Consider the following 17,419-nt stretch of genomic DNA (forward strand, 5'->3'; position numbering starts at 1 on the left):
TCGGAAAGGATGAACGATCTCTGGATATTATTGTGATATATCAGCGATGTCCAGCATGGTCGATACGAGGCGGGCGCGTGACCGAGCCGCTCTCCGGTACGACTGGCCAACGACTTGCAACAATATCGACAGGATGTTGCCGGTTTGCCGCGCGATCGTGCACTGAAGCATAATGAATCCTCGTCTATCCCTACGCGCGAGCGACGCATCAGACCATCGTCATGAGCGAAAACACGCCTTCTCCGGCCGGTCTGCCCGGCACCTCTTCCGCTTCTTCCGATTCCCCCCGTCCCGATCCGGCGAAAACGCCCGCTGCGCCGGCCACGCAGGCCGCCGCGGAGAACGTCGCCGACGACGGTGCGTCGCCCGTCACGGCCGCATCCGAGCCGGGTGCGCCCGGCGCGGCGGGCGCCGTCGGTGATGGCGCCGCCTCGGCCGCGCCGCCGAAGCCCGGCTCGCCGCCGCCCGGCTTCGGCGCGCCGCCCGATTTCGACACGCCCCGGCCACCGCCCGCGAACGCGCAGAATGCGCCGCCGGCCTACCTGAAGCAGAGCGACACGCCGTGGTCGGTGTTCGGCCGGATCGTCGCGGCCCGCGCGCGACGGCTGTTCGACCGTGCCGGCCAGCGCATCACGCAGCGCACGCTGCGCATCGGCGTGTCGGCGCGGATCTTCCATCCGGAGCCGGGCGCGAAGGGGTTGCGCGGCAAGACGTTGCAGTATCTCGAGGAGTCGATCGCCCACTGGGTGATGTCGCGCGACGTGCTCGTGTTCATGATTCCGACGGTCGGCCATCAAGGCATGATCCATCCGAGCAACATCCGCCTGCGCGATTACGCGAAGCATCTCGACGGCCTGCTGCTGCAAGGCGGCGCCGACGTGTCGCCGCAGACCTACGCGGCGTCGGATGCGCGCCCCGAATGGCCGGGCGATCGCGTGCGCGACATGTACGAGCTCGAACTGCTGCACGAATTCGTCGAGTCCGGCAAACCCGTGCTCGGCGTGTGTCGCGGCTGCCAGCTGATCAACGTCGCGTTCGGCGGCTCGCTGTACCAGGACATCGCCACCGACGTGCCGACCGCGAACGCGCACGTGAGCGAGCATTACGACCAGCATCGCCACGCGATCCGCTTCCCCGACTCGTCGACGCTCGCGAGCATGTTCCCGGGGCGCAGCGAAGCGATCGTCAACTCGATACACCACCAGGCGATCCGCGATCTCGGCCGCGATCTGAACATCGAGGCCGTGTCGGCCGGCGACGGGATCATCGAAGGCATTCGCCATCGGCGTTCGCCGTTCGTCGTCGGCGTGCAGTGGCATCCGGAGTTTCATCGCGCGGGCGGCTCGGAACTGCTCGACTGCACGCCGCTGCTCGATGCGTTCCTGCGCGCGGCGCGCGAAACGCGTCTGTAGTACGCGGCATTTTTCGCGTCGCACGACGGCCGGCCGCATTCCGATAAATTCGAGATGCGGCCGTTTCGTTTTGAACGATAATCGCGAGTTCCGATTCGTTCGCCGGAGTCTGACGTTGGCTTTCCGAAACTTCTTCCCTGCACGATGCGCGACGTGGATCGTCGCGCTGGTTGCCTGCGCACAAGCGGGCACGGCCTGGTCCGCCGATGCGACCGCACCTGCCGCCGGTACGCGTCCGGCGGTCACGAGCCTGAGCGGCGGCGCGCAGCCGGCGGCATCGGCCGCGACGGACGCCGCCGCGCAAGGCAACGTCGCCGAGCTGACGCAACTGCTGCACGACGGCCGGATCGTCGAGATGCGCACGACGTACAACGGCAGCTACGGCGCGAGCCTGATGTTCGATCCGCGGGAGATGACGTACTACGTCGCGCTGTTCCAGGACAAGAACCTGTGGCGCGTGATCCGTTCGCAGGAAAAGAACCGCGCGGAGATGGTGTACGCGAACTTCGTCCAGCAGACGGCGCAGCTTGCCGATATCGAGATCCGCCGGACCGAGCTGCAGGCGCAGAAGGCATTTCTCGAACGCGTGATCGCGCTGCAGGCGAATCGTGCGCAGCAGTTGCAGGCCGACTTGAGCATCGCGCGCAGCCAGCAGGCCGAAGTCGCGCAGCGGCAGAAGTCGGCGCAGGAGCAGGCACAGGCGCTGCAGGTCGAGAAGCGGGCTGCGCAGTTGCAGTTGCGCGATCTGCAGGAGCAGGTGCGGCAACTCGAGAAGCAGACCGAGACGGGGCTGCCCGCGCACAAGTAACGATTCGTCGAACGGACGGAGCGAGACGAGCAAAAACCCGGCGAAGCGATCTTCGCCGGGTTTTTTATTGCGCGGGCGTCAGTGAGCGAACGCGTCCGGCGCGTCGGTCACGCGACGGTGCGATAGTTGCGACGTCCAGTCGAAACCGGCCGCGGGCGGCGGCGCCGGGCGCGCGGGCTGGGTGGCGCGCAGCGCGTTCGCCATGGCAATCAACGTGGCCGGATCGTCGAGCGAGTCGCGGGTATCGCGCGTGTCTGCCAGACGCGGCGGGGGAGCGAGTCGATCGGGTGTGCCGGTGGGGCGCGCGCTGCGCTGGGCCGACGGATGTGCGGCCAGCCGCGGCACGACCGGTGTGCGGGGCGGTGCTTTCGTTGCGCGCGGGCTGGTTGCCCGACGTGGCGAGGCAGGGTGGACCTGCCGCGCGTCGGCCGCCGCTTGCGGGTGAAGCGACGCCGGGCGAACTGCGATGCGATGCGTGGCTGGCAGCGGTCCGATCGTGTTCGCGACAGGCGTCGCCACGTTGCGCTGCGGTATGACGTGCGTCGACGTACCAGGTCGTGCCGTAGCGGCGTGAATCGTGCCGGTCGATGTTGCGACGACATCGGCCGAACTGCCGGCTGCTTGCGTCGCGTATGCAGGACCGAACCCCGCAGGCGGGTCGTACGCGCCGATCAGCCCGCCGATGATGCCGAGTGCGCCGATGCTCCAGCAGACGGCGTAGATCGCGCGCCGGTCGTGAGGGCGGCGCACGCGACGGGTGGCTGCCGTAGCCGGCGTGACGGCCACCCCGACCGAAGCCGGCAGCGATACCACCGCAGGCAGCGGTTGCCATCGGCACGCGTGGTGTGGCCGGTCGACATCGATGCAGGACGTCGTCAGTGTCGCGAGGCAGGTCCTGCCGGGCCGTGTGTCGGGCGCACCGGGGAGTCGCCATTCGCGGCCGAACGGCGGGACGTGATCGAGCGGGGTGGCGCGCGGGCGGGCGAGCGCGCCTTCGACCGGGACGAGAGGCAATGGGGTCATGAAAAGAGTACGCCGTGCGATACGGGCGACCGTGCCGGCGCGGCGCGGAAATGTCGTAGCAAATCCTGCATTGTGGTCGGCAGGCGAATGCCGGTCGATCAGATCAATCTGATTCTCGTACCCGTTTCGGGGCGACGTGTACGAGACGGATACCGCGACGGTCATGACAGGGCGCCACAAGGCAAATGTCGGGCTGACGTGGCATGATTCGCGAATCATGCCGGCGGCGCACCGTTACGCGCCGCCGGCGGGCAGCGATGCCCGTGCGCACCGGCTCGGCCCGGCGCGTCGTGCATCGTCGGATTCATGCGGTGCGGTATGCGCCGTCCGAGCTGAGCGAGAAAACATGTCCACTGCGTCCCCTGCCATCGCGCAGGAATCGAAAGTCCGCACCGTCTTCCGGGTCGTCAGCGGCAACTTCCTGGAAATGTACGACTTCATGGTCTACGGGTATTACGCGTCGGCCATCGCGAAAACGTACTTTCCGAGCGGCAACGCCTTCGCATCGCTGATGCTGTCGCTGTCGGTATTCGGCGCGGGCTTCCTGATGCGGCCGGTCGGTGCGATCGTGCTCGGCGCGTATATCGACCATCACGGCCGCCGCAAGGGGCTGATCCTGACGCTCGGGCTGATGGCGATCGGCACGCTCACGGTGGCCGCGATACCGGGATACGCGACGATCGGCGTGCTGGCGCCGGTGCTCGTGCTGTTCGGCCGATTGTTGCAAGGTTTCTCGGCAGGCGTCGAACTCGGCGGCGTGTCGGTCTACCTGTCGGAGATCGCGACGAAGGGCCACAAGGGGTTCTACACGTCGTGGCAGTCGGGGAGCCAGCAGGTGGCCGTCGTGTTCGCCGCGTTCGTCGGCGTCGTGCTGAACCGCGCACTGCCGGTCGAGGAAATGACCGCGTGGGGCTGGCGCATTCCGTTCCTCATCGGCTGCCTGATCGTGCCGTTCCTGTTCCTGATCCGCCGGTCGCTGAAGGAGACCGACGAATTTCTTGCAAAGCGTCACCGCCCGACGATGGGCGAGATCATGCGCTCGATGCTCGACAACTGGGGTGTCGTGGTGGCCGGCATGGGGATGGTGATCATGACGACGGTGTCGTTCTACATGATTACCGCCTACACGCCGACATTCGGCAAGGAAGTGCTGCATCTGTCGTCGCTCGACGCGCTGGTCGTGACCGTCTGCGTCGGGATCTCGAACCTCGTGTGGCTGCCGCTGTCCGGTGCGCTGTCCGACCGCATCGGCCGTCGCCCCGTGCTCATCGCGTTCACCGTGCTGACGTTGCTGTCGGCTTATCCCGCCGTGCTGTGGCTCGTCGGCGATCCGTCGTTCCTGCGGCTGCTCGCGGTCGAGCTGTGGCTGTCGTTCCTGTACGCGTCGTACAACGGGGCGATGGTCGTCGCGCTGACCGAAGTGATGCCGGCCGACGTGCGTACGGCCGGCTTCTCGCTCGCGTACAGCCTGGCAACGACGATCGGCGGCTTCACGCCGGCGATCTCGACGCTGCTGATCCACCAGACGGGCAATAAAGCGGCGCCCGGGCTGTGGTTGAGCGTGGCCGCGATCTGCGGCTTGATCGCGACGCTCGTGCTCTATCGCACCGCCGACGCGCGCAACCAGTACAAGTCGGCCTGACGGCGGCCGGTCTATCGCGCGGCGTCGGCCGCGCATCGCATCGAAAAAAGGGAGCGCATGCGCTCCCTTTCTCGTTGGCGGTCATGCCTCGCGCAGCATGTCGGCCACCGCGGCCGCCACGTCGAGCCATGCGCCCGGCGCAGGCTGCCGGGCGATCCTGGCCTGCGGATACCACGGGCAGTCGTCGCCGGTGAACCAGCGCCAGTCGGGCGCGAACGGCAGCATGACCCACAGCGGCTTGCCGAGCGCGCCCGCGAGGTGCGCGACGGCCGTGTCGATCGTGACGACGCCGTCGAGCCGTTCGATCAGCGCCGCCGTATCGGCAAAGTCGTTCAGCCGGCCGTCGAGGCGATGCACGCGCGGATGTGCGTCGACGCGCGCTCGTTCGTCGTCGTCCAGCGCGGGCTGCAGCACGATCCAGTCGATGTCCGGCAGCGCGAGCAACGGCGCGAGCGCGTCGAACGGCATCGAGCGGTTTTCCTGCGCCTGCCGGCGCCCCGACCATGCCAGGCCGAACTTGCGCTTCGACTGCCCGCCGAGCGACCCGCGAAAGCGCCGCCGGGCGCTGTCGGGCGCATCGAGATAGCGCGAGCCGACGATGTCTTCCGGCTGAAGCCCGAGCAGGAACGGCAGGCTCATCAGCGTGCAGCCGACGTCCGCGACAGGCGGCTTCGCGGCGCCTTGCGCGATGAGCGTCACGCGCCAGCGCGACGCGGCCGGCGTCAGCAGTGCGACGAGTTCCGGCTGGACTTCGAGCACGACGCGCGCGCAGCGTGCGCGGGCCAGCGGCACGAAGCGCACGAACTGCAGCGTGTCGCCGAACCCCTGTTCCGCGCGAATCAGCAACGTACGCGACGCAATCGGCTCGCCCTGCCAGCGCGGCAGCGCGCCGAGCGGCGTCGCGCCGGGCGTCTCGTGGCGCGCTTCGTAGGCGGGCAGGCCGCGCGTGAAGTCGCGCAGCGTCAGCAGCGTGACCGCGCGATGCAGCCGCGCGAGCGTGAGATCGGGCGCGACGCGCAGCGCCTGGTCGAATGCGCGCAGCGCCATCTCGTGCGCGCCGAGCGCGTGATGCGCGTTGCCGAGATTCAGCCACGCGAGCCCGAACGACGGATCGAGCCCGACGGCGCGTTCGTAGTAGGGCAGCGCGTCGCGGTGGCGCGCCTGCGCGCAGAGTGCGTTCGCGAGCCCGAACAGCGCGAGCGGAAACGGCGGGTGCAGCGCGAGCGCGGCTTCGAAGGCGGCTGCCGCCTCGGCATGCCGGCCGACCGCGTCGAACGTGTTGCCGAGATTGAAATGCGCGGCGACGAACCGCGGCTGCGCGGCGATCGCGGCCTGGAAGTGCGCGATCGCCTCGTCGGCGCGACCCATCGCGCTCAGCGCCATCGCGAGATTGTTGTGCGCGCCCGCATGCCCGGGCCGGAGCTCGAGCGCGCGACGGAACGCGGCGAGCGCGTCGTCGTGGCGGCCGAGCGCGTTCAGCGCGTTGCCGAGATTGTTGTGGATCGATGCGTCGTCGGGCGTGAGCTGCAGCGCGCGCCCGAAGGCGTCGATCGCATCGTCGTGACGCTGCACCGCCGCATAGGCGTTGCCGAGGTTGTAGTGCGCGAGCGGAAACTCGGGCGCGAGCGTCAGCGCGTTGCGAAAGCGGTCGATCGCTTCGTCGAGCCGGCCGAGCGCTTTCAGCGCGTTGCCGAGATTGAGCTGCAGCGCGGCATCGTCCGGACGCAGCGCGACGGCGCGGCCGACGAGATCGGCCGCCTCGGCGTGCTGGCCCTGCTGGTGCCGCAGCACGCCGAACAGGTGCAGCGCGTCGGCGTCAGCGGGGTTGGAGGCGAGCGCGTTGCGATAGCCGTGCTCGGCCTCGGCGAGGCGACCCGCGCGGTGCGCGGCGTATGCCCGGTCGAATGCGGAATCCATGACGCGAAAACTGGCGGAAAGCGCGTATTTTCCCACACCGCGCGGCGCGGGCGCGTATCGGCCGGTCGGCATATGGCCCCGTGACGCGGAGCGGCGTAGACTTGCAGAGTCGCGTGTCATCGAGGGTCTCATGGCTGACACACTGTCCGATATCCCACCCGTGCTGATCGTCGGCGCGGGGCCGACCGGCCTTGCCGCGGCGATGAGCCTCGCGCGTGCCCGCGTGCCGGTGCGCATCATCGATCGTCTCGTCGCGCCGGCGCCGTTTTCGCGTGCGATCGGCATCCAGGCGCGCACGCTCGAGCTGCTGGAGCAGCATCGTGCGGTCGAACCGTTTCTCGCGCTCGGCCATCGCGCACATGCGGCCGAGCTGCATGCCGACGGCCGCGTGATCGCACGGCTCGATTTCGATCCGCTGCAAACGCGCTATCCGTATCTGATGTTTCTCGATCAGAGCATCACCGAGCGGCTGCTCGCCGAACACCTGGCCACATTGGGCGTGACCGTCGAACGCGGGACGGCGCTGACCGCATGCGACGCGGGCGGCACGTCGCTCGACGTGACGCTGCGCCGCGCCGACGGCCGCGAAGAGTCGCTCACCCCGTCATACCTGATTGCCGCCGACGGCGCGCACAGCACGGTCAGGCATCTCCTCGGCCTCGGCTTTGCCGGGCATGCGTTCGAACAGACTTTCCTGCTTGCCGATTTCGCGGCGATACCCGAATGGCCGGACGAGGAGATCCATCTGTTCACGACGCCCGCAGGCATCGCGGGCCTGTTTCCGATGGGAGGCGGCCGTTACCGGCTCGTGGCGGATCGGCCGCCCGGCGGCGGTGCGTCGCCCGACGCACCGGCTCCGTCGCTCGCGGAATGCGACGCGATCATCCGCGCGCGCGTCGGCGCGTCGATCTCGCCAAGCGATCTCGCGTGGTCGTCCTATTTCCACCTGCACAGCCGGATGGTCGACCGGCTGCGTCATGGCCGCGTGTTCTTCGCGGGCGACGCCGCGCACGTCCACAGCCCGGCCGGCGCGCAGGGCATGAACACCGGCATCCAGGAGGCGTTCAACCTCGGCTGGAAGCTCGCGCGCGTCCTCGGCGCAGGCGCGCCCGAGCGGTTGCTCGACACGTATCACGCGGAGCGCCATCCGATCGAGCGCGACGTGTTGCGGCAGACCGGTTTCGTCACCCAGGTGGTCGAAGCCGAACGCGGTGCGATGAAGCTGCTGCGCGATCATGTCGTGCCGCTGCTGGCGTCGTTCGGGCCGATGCGCGACGCGCTCAGGCGCACGGTGAGCGAACTCGGCGTGCAGTATCGGAAGAGTCCGCTCACGCTCGAGCGCGTGCTCGACGGCGGCCCGCGCGCGGGCGAGCGCGCGCCCGATGCGCTCGTGCACGTGCTCGACGGGCCGCTCGGTCGGGCGCCCGGCACGGCGCGGCTATACGACCTTCACGATCCGGCGAGTTTCACGCTGTTGCTGCTGGAAGAACCGGTGAATACCGACGCCGGCGAAGTGCCGCCGATCCCGGCCGATGCGCAGGCGCTCGTGCAGGGGCTCGAACGGATCATGCCGGAAGCGGTGCGCGTGTGGCGCGTCGCCGATGCCGAAGGCGACGGTGCGGCGGGGCTCGCGCAGGAATACGGCCGCTCGCGGCCGTCGTTCTATCTGCTGCGGCCCGATGGCTATGTCGCCGCGCGGGGACGCACGGCGACCGACGCCAACGCATTGCTGCGCCACTGCGAAAGCTGGTTCGCGGGCATGTCGGTGTCCGCGTAGCCGGGCGGTCAGGCGGGCGCTGCGGCAGGGACGAGCGACGCGCGATGCGCGGCGATCGCATCGCGCACGATCGGCATCGCGCGTTGCCCGGCTTCGCTCGACGGGTCGTCGAGCGCGGCGAGCAACGCGCGTCGCATCCGCGGCTCCCAGAAGCGCCGGATATGCTCGGCGATCCCGGTCAGCGCTTCGTCGCGATCAGGCATCGATTCGAAGAATGCGCCGATCTGATTGGCCATGTCGATCAGGTGGTCGTTGTCCATTGCGGCCTCACTTGCCTGTCGTGACGGCGGCCGGCGCGGCGGCGCGGCGCTCGAGCAAGTCGAGCTGCTCCGAGTTGAAGCGCGCATACGCGCGCTGCCAGTCGGACGGCTGCGCAACCGGCATCACCTGCACGGCAGTCACCTTGTATTCGGGGCAGTTCGTCGCCCAGTCGGAGCTGTCCGTCGTGATCACGTTCGCGCCCGATTCGGGAAAGTGGAACGTGGTGTACACGACGCCCGGCTGCATGCGCTCCGTCACGAGCGCGCGCAGCACCGTCTGCCCCGCGCGCGATTCGATGCCGACCCAGTCGCCGGTGCGGATCCCACGATCCTCGGCATCGTGCGGATGGATCTCGAGGCGATCCTCTTCGTGCCACCGCACGTTTTCGGTCCGGCGCGTCTGCGCGCCGACGTTGTATTGCGACAGGATGCGGCCCGTCGTCAGGATCAGCGGATAGCGCTGCGTGACCTTCTCCGGCGTCGGAATGAACTTGGTGATCACGAACCGGCCCTTGCCGCGCACGAACGTGTCGATGTGCATGGTCGGCGTGCCTTCCGGCGCGTGTTCGTTGCACGGCCACTGGATGCTGCCGAGTGCGTCGAGCTTGTCGTACGACACGCCCGAGAAGGTCGGCGTGAGCCGCGCGATCTCGTCCATGATTTCCGACGGATGCGAGTAGTGCATGTCGTAGCCGAGCGCCTGCGACAACAGCAGCGTGACTTCCCAGTCCGCGTAGCCCGCGAGCGGCGGCATCACCTTGCGCACGCGCGAGATCCGGCGTTCCGCGTTCGTGAACGTGCCGTCCTTCTCGAGGAACGTCGAGCCCGGCAGCAGCACGTGCGCGTATTTCGCGGTTTCGTTCAGGAAGATGTCCTGCACGACGATGCATTCCATCGCCGACAGCGCGGCCGCGACATGCTGCGTGTTCGGGTCCGACTGGACGATGTCCTCGCCCTGGCAGTAAAGCCCCTTGAAGCTGCCGTCGAGCGCGGCGTCGAACATGTTCGGGATCCGCAGCCCGGGTTCCGGCTGCAGCGTGGCCGCCCACGCCTGCTCGAACTGCGTGCGCACGACTTCGTCGCCGATGTGGCGGTAGCCGGGCAGTTCGTGCGGGAACGAGCCCATGTCGCACGAACCCTGCACGTTGTTCTGGCCGCGTAGCGGATTGACGCCGACGCCTTCGCGGCCGACGTTGCCGGTCGCCATCGCGAGGTTCGCGATGCCCATCACCGTCGTCGAGCCCTGCGCGTGTTCGGTCACGCCCAGCCCGTAATAGATCGCGGCGTTGCCGCCCGTTGCGTACAGGCGCGCGGCGGCGCGTACCAGCTCGGCCGGCACGCCCGTCACGTCCGCTGTCGCCTCGGGCGAATTGTCGGCCTGCGCGACGAAGTCGCGCCATTGCTCGAACGCGCGCGTCTCGCAGCGCTCTGCGACGAATGCGTCGGCCACCAGCCCTTCGGTGACGATCACGTGCGCCAGTGCATTGACGATCGCGACGTTGGTGCCTGGACGCAACTGCAGGTGGTGCGTGGCCTTCACGTGCGGGCCGTCGACCACGTCGATGCGGCGCGGGTCGATCACGATCAGCTTCGCGCCTTCGCGCACGCGCCGCTTCAGCCGCGAGCCGAACACCGGGTGGCCGTCGGTCGGGTTCGCGCCCATCACGACGATCACGTCGGCTTGGCCGACCGATGCGAACGTCTGCGTGCCGGCCGATTCGCCGAGCGTCGTCTTGAGGCCATAGCCGGTCGGCGAGTGGCACACGCGCGCGCAGGTATCGACGTTGTTGTTGCCGAATGCGGCGCGCACGAGCTTCTGCACGAGATAGGTTTCCTCGTTCGTGCAGCGCGACGACGTGATGCCGCCGATCGAGTCGCGGCCGTACTTCTGCTGCAGCTTGCGGAATTGCGTCGCCGCGTAGGTGAGGGCTTCGTCCCAGCTCACTTCGCGCCACGGATCGGTGATCTTCTCGCGGATCATCGGCTTCGTGATGCGGTCCTTGTGCGTCGCATAGCCCCACGCGAAGCGTCCCTTCACGCATGCGTGGCCTTCGTTCGCGAGACCGTTCTTGTGCGGCGTCATGCGCACGACCTGCGTGCCCTTCATCTCGGCCTTGAACGAGCAGCCGACGCCGCAGTACGCGCAGGTCGTGATCACCGAGTGCTCGGCCTGCCCGAGCTGCACGACGGATTTTTCCTGCAGCGTGGCCGTCGGGCATGCGGCCACGCATGCGCCGCACGACACGCATTCCGACGCCATGAACGATTCGCTTTCGCCCGCGGCGACGCGCGATTCGAAGCCGCGTGCGGCGATCGTCAGCGCGAACGTGCCCTGCGTTTCCTCGCACGCGCGCACGCAGCGGTTGCAGACGATGCATTTCGACGGGTCGTACGTAAAGTACGGGTTCGACTCGTCCTTCGTGTCCTTCAGGTGATTCGCGCCGTCGAAGCCGTAGCGCACTTCGCGCAGGCCGACCACGCCCGCCATGTCCTGCAGCTCGCAGTCGCCGTTGGCCGGGCAGGTGAGGCAGTCGAGCGGGTGGTCGGAAATGTACAGCTCCATCACGTTGCGGCGCAGCGACTGCAGCCGGTCCGACTGCGTGCGCACCTTCATGCCGGCTTCGGCGGGTGTCGTGCACGACGCCGGATAGCCGCGCCGGCCCTCGATCTCGACGAGGCACAGCCGGCACGAGCCGAACGGCTCGAGCGAATCGGTCGCGCAGAGCTTCGGGACGTTGATGCCGGCTTCGATCGCCGCGCGCATCACCGACGTGCCGGCCGGCACGGTGACCGGCTGGCCATCGATTTCGAGCGTGACGTCGGTGTCGGCATGCCGTTGCGGCGTGCCGTAGTCGGTATCGTCCAACGGATCGCGGGCGCGCGCCTGTGCGGCGCTCTTGCACGCGCATTGGCCCGAGCCGCAGCCGCCTTGGCGGACGTTGTTCGTGTCGAGGGACATGCAGGGCTCCTTCTGGGTCAGGCCGCAGCCTTGACCGGGCCCGACGCGGCATCCTTGCCGGCAGCGAGCCCGAAATCTTCGGGGAAATGGTCGAGCGCGGACAGCACCGGGTACGGCGTCATGCCGCCCATCGCGCACAGCGAGCCGGCGAGCATCGTGTCGCACAGGTCGCGCAACAGCGTGACCTGCCGCTCCGACGTATCGCCGTCGCGAATCCGCGCGATCGTCTCGACGCCGCGCGTCGAACCGATCCGGCACGGCGTGCACTTGCCACACGATTCGATCGCGCAGAACTTCATCGCGTATTCGGCCAGCTCGGCGAGATTCGACGTGTCGTCGTGCAGCACGATGCCGCCGTGGCCGACCACCGCGCCGATCGCCGTGTACGCCTCGTAGTCGAGCGGCACGTCCCACTGGTGGTCGGGCAGGTAGGTGCCGAGCGGGCCGCCGACCTGTGCGGCGCGTGCCGGCCGGCCGCTGGCCGTGCCGCCGCCGAAGTCGAACAGCAGTTCCCGCAGCGTGACGCCGAACGCCAGCTCGACGAGGCCGCCGTGACGGATGTTGCCTGCCAGCTGGAACGGCAGCGTGCCGCGCGAGCGGCCCATCCCGTAGTCGCGATAGAACGCGGCGCCGCGCGCGAAGATCACCGGCGCCGTCGCGAGCGTGATTACGTTGTTGATCACGGTCGGCTGGCCGAACAGGCCCGCGAGCGCGGGCAGCGGCGGCTTCGCGCGCACGACGCCGCGCTTGCCCTCGAGCGATTCGAGCAGCGCCGTTTCCTCGCCGCATACGTACGAGCCCGCGCCTTTCGCAACGTGCAGCTCGAACGCGTGCGCGGAGCCGAGCACGTGCTCGCCGAGCCAGCCGGCTTCGCGCGCGCGGCCGATCGCGGCTTCGAGCGTGGCGATCGCGTGCGGGTATTCGCTGCGCACGTAGATGTAGCCGACCGTCGCGCCGGTGGCGACGCCCGCGATGATCATCCCTTCGATCAGGCAGTACGGATCGCATTCCATCAGCAGGCGGTCGGCGAACGTGCCCGAATCGCCTTCGTCCGCGTTGCAGACGATGTATTTCTGCGTGGCGCGCGCTTGCCGCACGGTACGCCACTTGATGCCGGCCGGAAACGCCGCGCCGCCGCGGCCGCGCAGCCCCGACTCGATCAGCGTTTCGCATGCGGCGTCGCCGTCGAGCGCCAGTGCGTTCTTCAGGCCGGCGAGGCCGTCGTGTTGCAGGTAGTCGTCGATCGACAGCGGATCGGTCAGGCCGATGCGCGCGAACGTGAGCCGCTGCTGGCGCGACAGATAGGGCAGCGCGTCGACGAGGCCGACGCCGCTCGGATGCGTGCCGCCTTCGAGCCAGTTGGCGTCGAACAGGGCCGGCACGTCGGCGGCCGACAGGTTCGCATAGCCGACGCGGCCCGGGGCCGTCCCGACTTCGACGAGCGGTTCGAGCCACAGCAGCCCGCGAGAACCGTTGCGGATCACCTCGACCGCGACGCCGCGCCGTTCGGCTTCGGCCGTGATCGCGGCGGCGAGCGCGTCGGCGCCGAGTGCCAGCGCGGACGAATCGCGCGGAACGTAGATGCGGGTCGTCATGCGGCCTCCGGCGTGTGGGCGACCGCGTCGGCCAGCAGGGCGTCGAACTTCTCCGGCGTGACCTTTGCGTGGAGCACCCCGTTGATTGTCATCGACGGCGATTGCGCGCACAGCCCGAGGCAGTAGACCGATTCGAGCGCGACGTCGTCCGGTGTGTGGGCTGCGGCGGCATCGCCGTGCGCGGCGTCGAACCGGCAGCCCGTGCGGGCTTCCGCGTGGGCGGCGAGCGTTTCGCAGCCCATGCTGCGGCACGCTTCGGCGCGGCACATCTGGATCGTCACGCGTGCGGGCGGCGCGGTGCGGAAATGGTGGTAGTAGGTCAGGACGCCGTGCACTTCCGCGCGCGACAGGTTCAGCGCCTTTGCGAGCGGCGCGACGCAGCCCGGCGGCACGTAGCCCGCCTCGTCCTGGATCGCGTGCAGGATCGCGACGAGCGACCGGCCGGCGCTCGCATGGCGCTCGACGAGCGCGTCGGGCGCGGGGGAATTCGGGGACATCGGTTATGCTCCTCCAAAGTCTCATATGCGCTCGAAATTCATATAGTGCGCAGCGGGACTTCGTTCTGATTGATTTCGACCAACGATAAGCGGAAGATTTCGCGGTCGCAATAGGAAATCGGGGTGCATAATTGATTCGGATCGAATGCGACGCGTATCTGACCGTACGCGACACGGAAGGCCGTTCGGCCAGTCTGTCCGACGTCGCTCCGCTGCTGGAGCTTGTGGCCGATACGGGCAGCATCGCGCAGGCCGCGCAAGCCAAGGGGCTGTCGTACCGGCACGCGTGGGGCATGCTGCGCGCGCTGGAATCGTGCATCGGCGGGGAATTGATCGAAACCGCGCGCGGCAAGGGTTCGACGTTGTCGGCGCTCGGGCAGGCGGTCGTCGATGCGCAGCGTCTGGCACGCAGCCGCCTCGACGGAAACCTGCGCACGCTGGCGGCCGAGGTGGCCAGCGAGCTGAACCGGCGGCTCGCGCAGCGCGACGGCGCCGTGCGCATTCATGCGTCGCACGGTTACGCGGTCGCGACGCTCGTTTCCGCGCTCGTCGATGCGCAGGCGGCCGTCGACATCAAGTATCGCGAAAGCGTCGAGGCCGTGCAGGCGCTCGCGCGCGGCGAATGCGATCTCGCGGGCTTCCATTTGCCGCGCGGCGCGTTTCGCGCGCAGTGCGCGCAAATCTATCGGCCCTGGCTCGACGACACGCGCCACGTGCTGATTCATCTGACGCGCCGCCAGCAGGGGCTGTTCGTCCCGCGCGGCAACCCGAAGCAGGTGCGCGGGCTGGCGGATCTGGCGCGCGACGACGTCCGCTTCGTCAACCGCCAGCCGGGATCGGGCACGCGCATGTTGCTGGATCTTGCGTTGCGCGCGATCGGCATCGACCCGGAGCGCATCGACGGCTATGCGTCGGCCGAACTCACGCATTCGGCGATCGCGGCGTTCGTCGCGAGCGGAATGGCCGATCTGGGGTTCGGCGTCGAGCCGGCTGCACATCACTTCGGGCTCGACTTCATCCCGATCGTCGACGAGGACTATTACTTCGCATGCGAACGCGCACGGCTCGATGTGCGGCCGCTCGCCGATGTGCTGGCATTGCTGCGTGACGCACGCTTCGTCGAGCGCGTCGCGCATCTGGACGGCTACGATCCGGCCGCGTGCGGCGCGCTGGAGCCCATCGCCGCCGGGCTGGCCGGCCGCGACGACGCGAGCGGCGCGGACGGCAATTCGCGGTAACGAAGACGCGATCGAGCCGCGCTGCAACAGTGGGGGAATTGCGCTACGCTTGCCGCTTGATCAACGTTCCAACAAGCACGCCGTTCAGGCGTCATCCCGCCATGAAATTTTCCGTTCCCCTTGCCACGGCAGCGTTGACCGCGGGGCTGCTGGTCGTCGCTTCGCCGTTTGCGTTCGCGCAGAATTCCCCGGGGGTGCCCGGCGGTATCCTCAGCGAACAGTTCCGCCTGAACGAACATCCACAGATGCCGTTCGCGGCGTCGGCGCCGTCGGAGAAATATCAGAGCGGCAAAAAGTCGGCATTGCGCCGCAAGGGTGACCTGGGCGACCCGAACGGCTGCAACCTGAAGTGCCCGATGGATGCCCGGTAACGGGCAGGCGGCGTGTGTGCGTGCGTGCGAGCGAGGCGCGCCTGTCTTCGGCGCAGCGGTTTGATCGGCTGGCAGACGACAGCAGACGCTCCGCTTGATTCCACTCTATTCGAGCCCCGCGAAGCCTTCCGCTTCGCGGGGCTCGTGCATTTGCGGCCCTTCACGCGATACGGGGAGGACGAAGCGGCCATTCGCCCGTATTGCCGTTCCGACACGATTCTAGGGTTAACCCGCAAATCAGGAAGGATGTCTTCCTGAAACCTGCCTTATTCTTAAGCACCCACCTACATAAACTTCGGTTTGTCGGCGCTGATCAAGGTGTTCACCGCCGAATCAGACAAATCTGGAGGTAGGTCATCATGAAGTCGCTCGTTCAAGCCGTTGTCGTTGCTGCTGCTCTCGTTGCTCCGGTCGCTTCGTTCGCCCAGTCGGGTTCGACGATCACCCGAGCGCAGGTGCGCGCCGAACTGGTTCAACTCCAGCAGGCCGGTTACAACTCAGCCCGCGGCGAAGATCCGCACTATCCGGAAGCGATCCAGGCCGCCACGGCCCGTATCGCTGAGCAGCAGCGCAGCGCGCTGGCACAAGCTCAAGGCGCCGACGCCAGCGGCTACGGTGCGCAGGCACAGGGCGCATCGGCGTCGGGTTCGCGCGCAATGGGCGTGCGCCCGGCCAGCGCGGAAGAAATGCAGTCGCTGTATCGCGGCAGCTAAGCCGCGTATCGCCCGGTATGGGCAGGTGCGGGCGCGGCGCTGCGTCCGACGCCCGAACCATCAGGCCGGTCACCGCTCGGCGCAGCGACGATCGCGCGGGCGCGGCAGAACATCCGTCACCTCCTGCCGCCGGACATCGGCGGCATTCCGCCCGGCCCATCCGTGGCTGGGCGCTTTTTCGGAGGGAGTCGGACGCCGGAAACAAAAAACCCCGCAGACTTCCGTCATGCGGGGTTCGTGCGACGAGCGCGGAATTTGGTGGGGCGGCGGCAACAGCATTGCGGCCGCTATGCCTTATCTGGCAATGATCCGATGCGGAATGGTGAATAAAAAACCCCCAGAAGAACCCCCTGTTTCACTCGGCTACTCGCGATTTCGTTGGTTGCTCTGGTGCCACAGTCCGGCCGCGTGCCGTACGCGGACCATGTGCCGCAACGCGTCGGGCCCGACCTTTGCGTGTGGCGGGACACGGTACCAGGCAGCGATGTCGCGCTCGCTGGCGCACGTGTTTCTGTTCGACCTCAATCTGCCGCTCGTCGCGGGCGGCTGCCTCGGCATCGCCGGCGCGCTGTTCCAGTCGCTCACGCGCAATCCGCTCGCGTCGCCCGACCTGCTCGGCGTGATGGGCGGCGCCCAGCTCGGCCTGCTCGCGGCGATGCTGGTGCCGGCGCTGGCCGGCGTCGCGTCGGTGCCGCTGCTGTTCGTGTGCGGGCTCGCGGCGGCCGCGTGCGCGATCGTCGCGGCGGGTGGCTGGCGCGCGACGCCGTTGCGGCTCGTGCTTGCCGGCAATGTGTGTATGCTGCTGTTCGCGGCGCCGTCGACGCTCGTGCTCGCCTTCTTCGAGCAGAACATCGCGGGCGCCGCGCTGTGGACCAACGGCAGCCTGAACCAGCCGGGCGCGACGGGCCTCGCGCTCGCCGTGCGCTGGCTCGTCGTGCCGCTGATCGCACTACCGTTCGTGATCCGACCGCTGAATCCGCTCGTGCTCGGCGGCGAGGCGGCGGCCGGGATGCGCGTCGACGCGACTCCGCTCGCGGCGCCGATCGTCGCCGTCGCGTTCACGAGCGTGGCCGTCAGCATCGCGGGCCCGCTGTCGTATGTCGGGCTGGTCGCACCGAACCTGCTGCGCCAGGTGCGCGGCGCACGCGCAGCTTGGCGTGCCGGTGCCGCTGTCGCAGGGCAGCCGATGGCGATCTTGAGCACCACG

13 protein-coding genes and 1 pseudogene are annotated in these 17,419 nt (G+C 68.5%); 8 read left to right on the forward strand and 6 right to left on the reverse strand.

The window, feature by feature from the left end; all coding sequences use genetic code 11:
* Positions 1-221 precede the first annotated feature (221 nt).
* Together WS61_RS08010 and WS61_RS08015 are read left to right on the forward strand one after the other, a co-directional pair.
* Positions 222-1,412, forward strand: a complete 1,191-nt coding sequence (locus tag WS61_RS08010) for a gamma-glutamyl-gamma-aminobutyrate hydrolase family protein (protein ID WP_059499974.1) — start codon at positions 222-224, stop codon at positions 1,410-1,412.
* 115 nt (positions 1,413-1,527) lie between these two features.
* Positions 1,528-2,220, forward strand: coding sequence for a DUF2968 domain-containing protein (locus WS61_RS08015; protein WP_059499975.1), 693 nt, complete (start codon positions 1,528-1,530; stop codon positions 2,218-2,220).
* Between the two features lie 78 nt (positions 2,221-2,298).
* Here the strand turns inward: WS61_RS08015 and WS61_RS08020 are convergent, their stop codons facing one another.
* Positions 2,299-3,243 (reverse strand): hypothetical protein, encoded by a 945-nt coding sequence (locus tag WS61_RS08020; protein ID WP_179949665.1) that lies wholly within the window; start codon positions 3,241-3,243, stop codon positions 2,299-2,301.
* A 346-nt stretch (positions 3,244-3,589) separates the two neighbouring features.
* On the opposite strand from WS61_RS08020, the gene WS61_RS08025 reads away from it, so the two are divergent.
* The gene (locus WS61_RS08025) at positions 3,590-4,885 is read left to right on the forward strand and encodes an MFS transporter (protein WP_034206702.1); all 1,296 of its coding nucleotides are present in this window, start codon (positions 3,590-3,592) and stop codon (positions 4,883-4,885) included.
* An 81-nt stretch (positions 4,886-4,966) separates the two neighbouring features.
* On the opposite strand, the gene WS61_RS08030 is transcribed toward WS61_RS08025, so the two are convergent.
* Positions 4,967-6,874: a tetratricopeptide repeat protein gene (locus WS61_RS08030; RefSeq protein ID WP_059499976.1), complete on the reverse strand. Its 1,908-nt coding sequence runs from the start codon at positions 6,872-6,874 to the stop codon at positions 4,967-4,969.
* 58 nt (positions 6,875-6,932) lie between these two features.
* Between WS61_RS08030 and WS61_RS08035 the strand changes: the two genes are divergently transcribed.
* Positions 6,933-8,579, forward strand: coding sequence for an FAD-dependent monooxygenase (locus WS61_RS08035; protein WP_059499977.1), 1,647 nt, complete (start codon positions 6,933-6,935; stop codon positions 8,577-8,579).
* An 8-nt stretch (positions 8,580-8,587) separates the two neighbouring features.
* On the opposite strand, the gene WS61_RS08040 is transcribed toward WS61_RS08035, so the two are convergent.
* The 4 genes from WS61_RS08040 to WS61_RS08055 are packed head-to-tail and all read right to left on the reverse strand — an operon-like array spanning position 8,588 to position 13,890.
* A complete protein-coding gene (locus tag WS61_RS08040; protein ID WP_059499978.1) occupies positions 8,588-8,839 on the reverse strand; it encodes a formate dehydrogenase subunit delta in 252 nt (83 codons plus the stop codon).
* A gap of 7 nt (positions 8,840-8,846) precedes the next feature.
* Positions 8,847-11,798, reverse strand: a complete 2,952-nt coding sequence (fdhF, locus tag WS61_RS08045) for a formate dehydrogenase subunit alpha (RefSeq protein ID WP_059499979.1) — start codon at positions 11,796-11,798, stop codon at positions 8,847-8,849.
* Between the two features lie 17 nt (positions 11,799-11,815).
* Positions 11,816-13,393 (reverse strand): NADH-quinone oxidoreductase subunit NuoF, encoded by a 1,578-nt coding sequence (locus WS61_RS08050; RefSeq protein ID WP_059499980.1) that lies wholly within the window; start codon positions 13,391-13,393, stop codon positions 11,816-11,818.
* Positions 13,390-13,890 (reverse strand): NAD(P)H-dependent oxidoreductase subunit E, encoded by a 501-nt coding sequence (locus tag WS61_RS08055; RefSeq protein WP_059499981.1) that lies wholly within the window; start codon positions 13,888-13,890, stop codon positions 13,390-13,392. The genes WS61_RS08050 and WS61_RS08055 overlap by 4 nt, the downstream gene beginning before the upstream one ends.
* A 131-nt stretch (positions 13,891-14,021) precedes the next feature.
* Between WS61_RS08055 and WS61_RS08060 the strand changes: the two genes are divergently transcribed.
* The 4 genes and pseudogenes from WS61_RS08060 to WS61_RS08075 form a co-directional block, all read left to right on the forward strand.
* The gene (locus tag WS61_RS08060; protein WP_059499982.1) at positions 14,022-15,128 is read left to right on the forward strand and encodes a substrate-binding domain-containing protein; all 1,107 of its coding nucleotides are present in this window, start codon (positions 14,022-14,024) and stop codon (positions 15,126-15,128) included.
* A gap of 101 nt (positions 15,129-15,229) precedes the next feature.
* Positions 15,230-15,499, forward strand: a complete 270-nt coding sequence (locus WS61_RS08065; protein WP_059499983.1) for a hypothetical protein — start codon at positions 15,230-15,232, stop codon at positions 15,497-15,499.
* Between the two features lie 359 nt (positions 15,500-15,858).
* Positions 15,859-16,212 carry a DUF4148 domain-containing protein gene (locus WS61_RS08070; RefSeq protein WP_059499984.1) on the forward strand — a complete coding sequence of 118 codons (354 nt, stop codon included), beginning with the start codon at positions 15,859-15,861 and terminating at the stop codon, positions 16,210-16,212.
* 372 nt (positions 16,213-16,584) lie between these two features.
* Positions 16,585-17,386, forward strand: a pseudogene (locus WS61_RS08075) (iron chelate uptake ABC transporter family permease subunit); the annotation flags it as partial.
* Between the last annotated feature and the right edge of the window lie 33 nt (positions 17,387-17,419).

It is taken from the genome of Burkholderia sp. ABCPW 11 (assembly GCF_001523445.1).
Taxonomy (GTDB): Bacteria; Pseudomonadota; Gammaproteobacteria; order Burkholderiales; family Burkholderiaceae; genus Burkholderia.